Below are 506 nucleotides of genomic sequence, written 5' to 3' on the forward strand. Positions count from 1 at the left end.
CCCGCCAGCGCCGCGCCCGTCGCGCGCGAAGACCTGTTGCTGAGCGCTCCGGCCTCCGCGCCGGCTGACCTGTTTCAACTGGAGCAGGCCTACACCAATGGCACGGCCGCCGACGCCGCGGACGGCAACCCCTGGCTCGGCGGCCTGGCGGTCAGCCATGACGCCGACCAGCGGCAATGGTGGTTCGTCAGTATGCGCGACGACGCCCCCTGGCGCTTGAGCCAGGATCGCCAGTTCGACGCATTGCATTTGCCCACGGGCGGCCGCGTGGAATTGTCCCAGCCCCAGGCGGCCGACTGGACGCCGCACACCCTGCAAACCGGTACCCTGAACGCCAGCGGCGTGCATTTCGGCCTGACCGCGCGCCCCCAGGACGGCGCAAGCGACAGCATCCATGTCGCCACCGAGGCGCTGGGCGATGACAACAGCCTGGACCTCACGCTCCTGGTTCGTGGCGAGGTGCCGGACAACGCCAGCGGCAGGCTGCTGCTGGCGTCCGCGCCCGT

1 protein-coding gene is annotated in these 506 nt (G+C 70.9%); it reads left to right on the top strand.

Features of this window, described 5'->3' with window-relative positions:
* Nucleotides 1-506: hypothetical protein (locus AC6LKG_RS26555; protein WP_498169980.1), on the top strand; the 506-nt coding region annotated here is incomplete at both ends.

The organism is Achromobacter sp. 46006 (assembly GCF_059761975.1).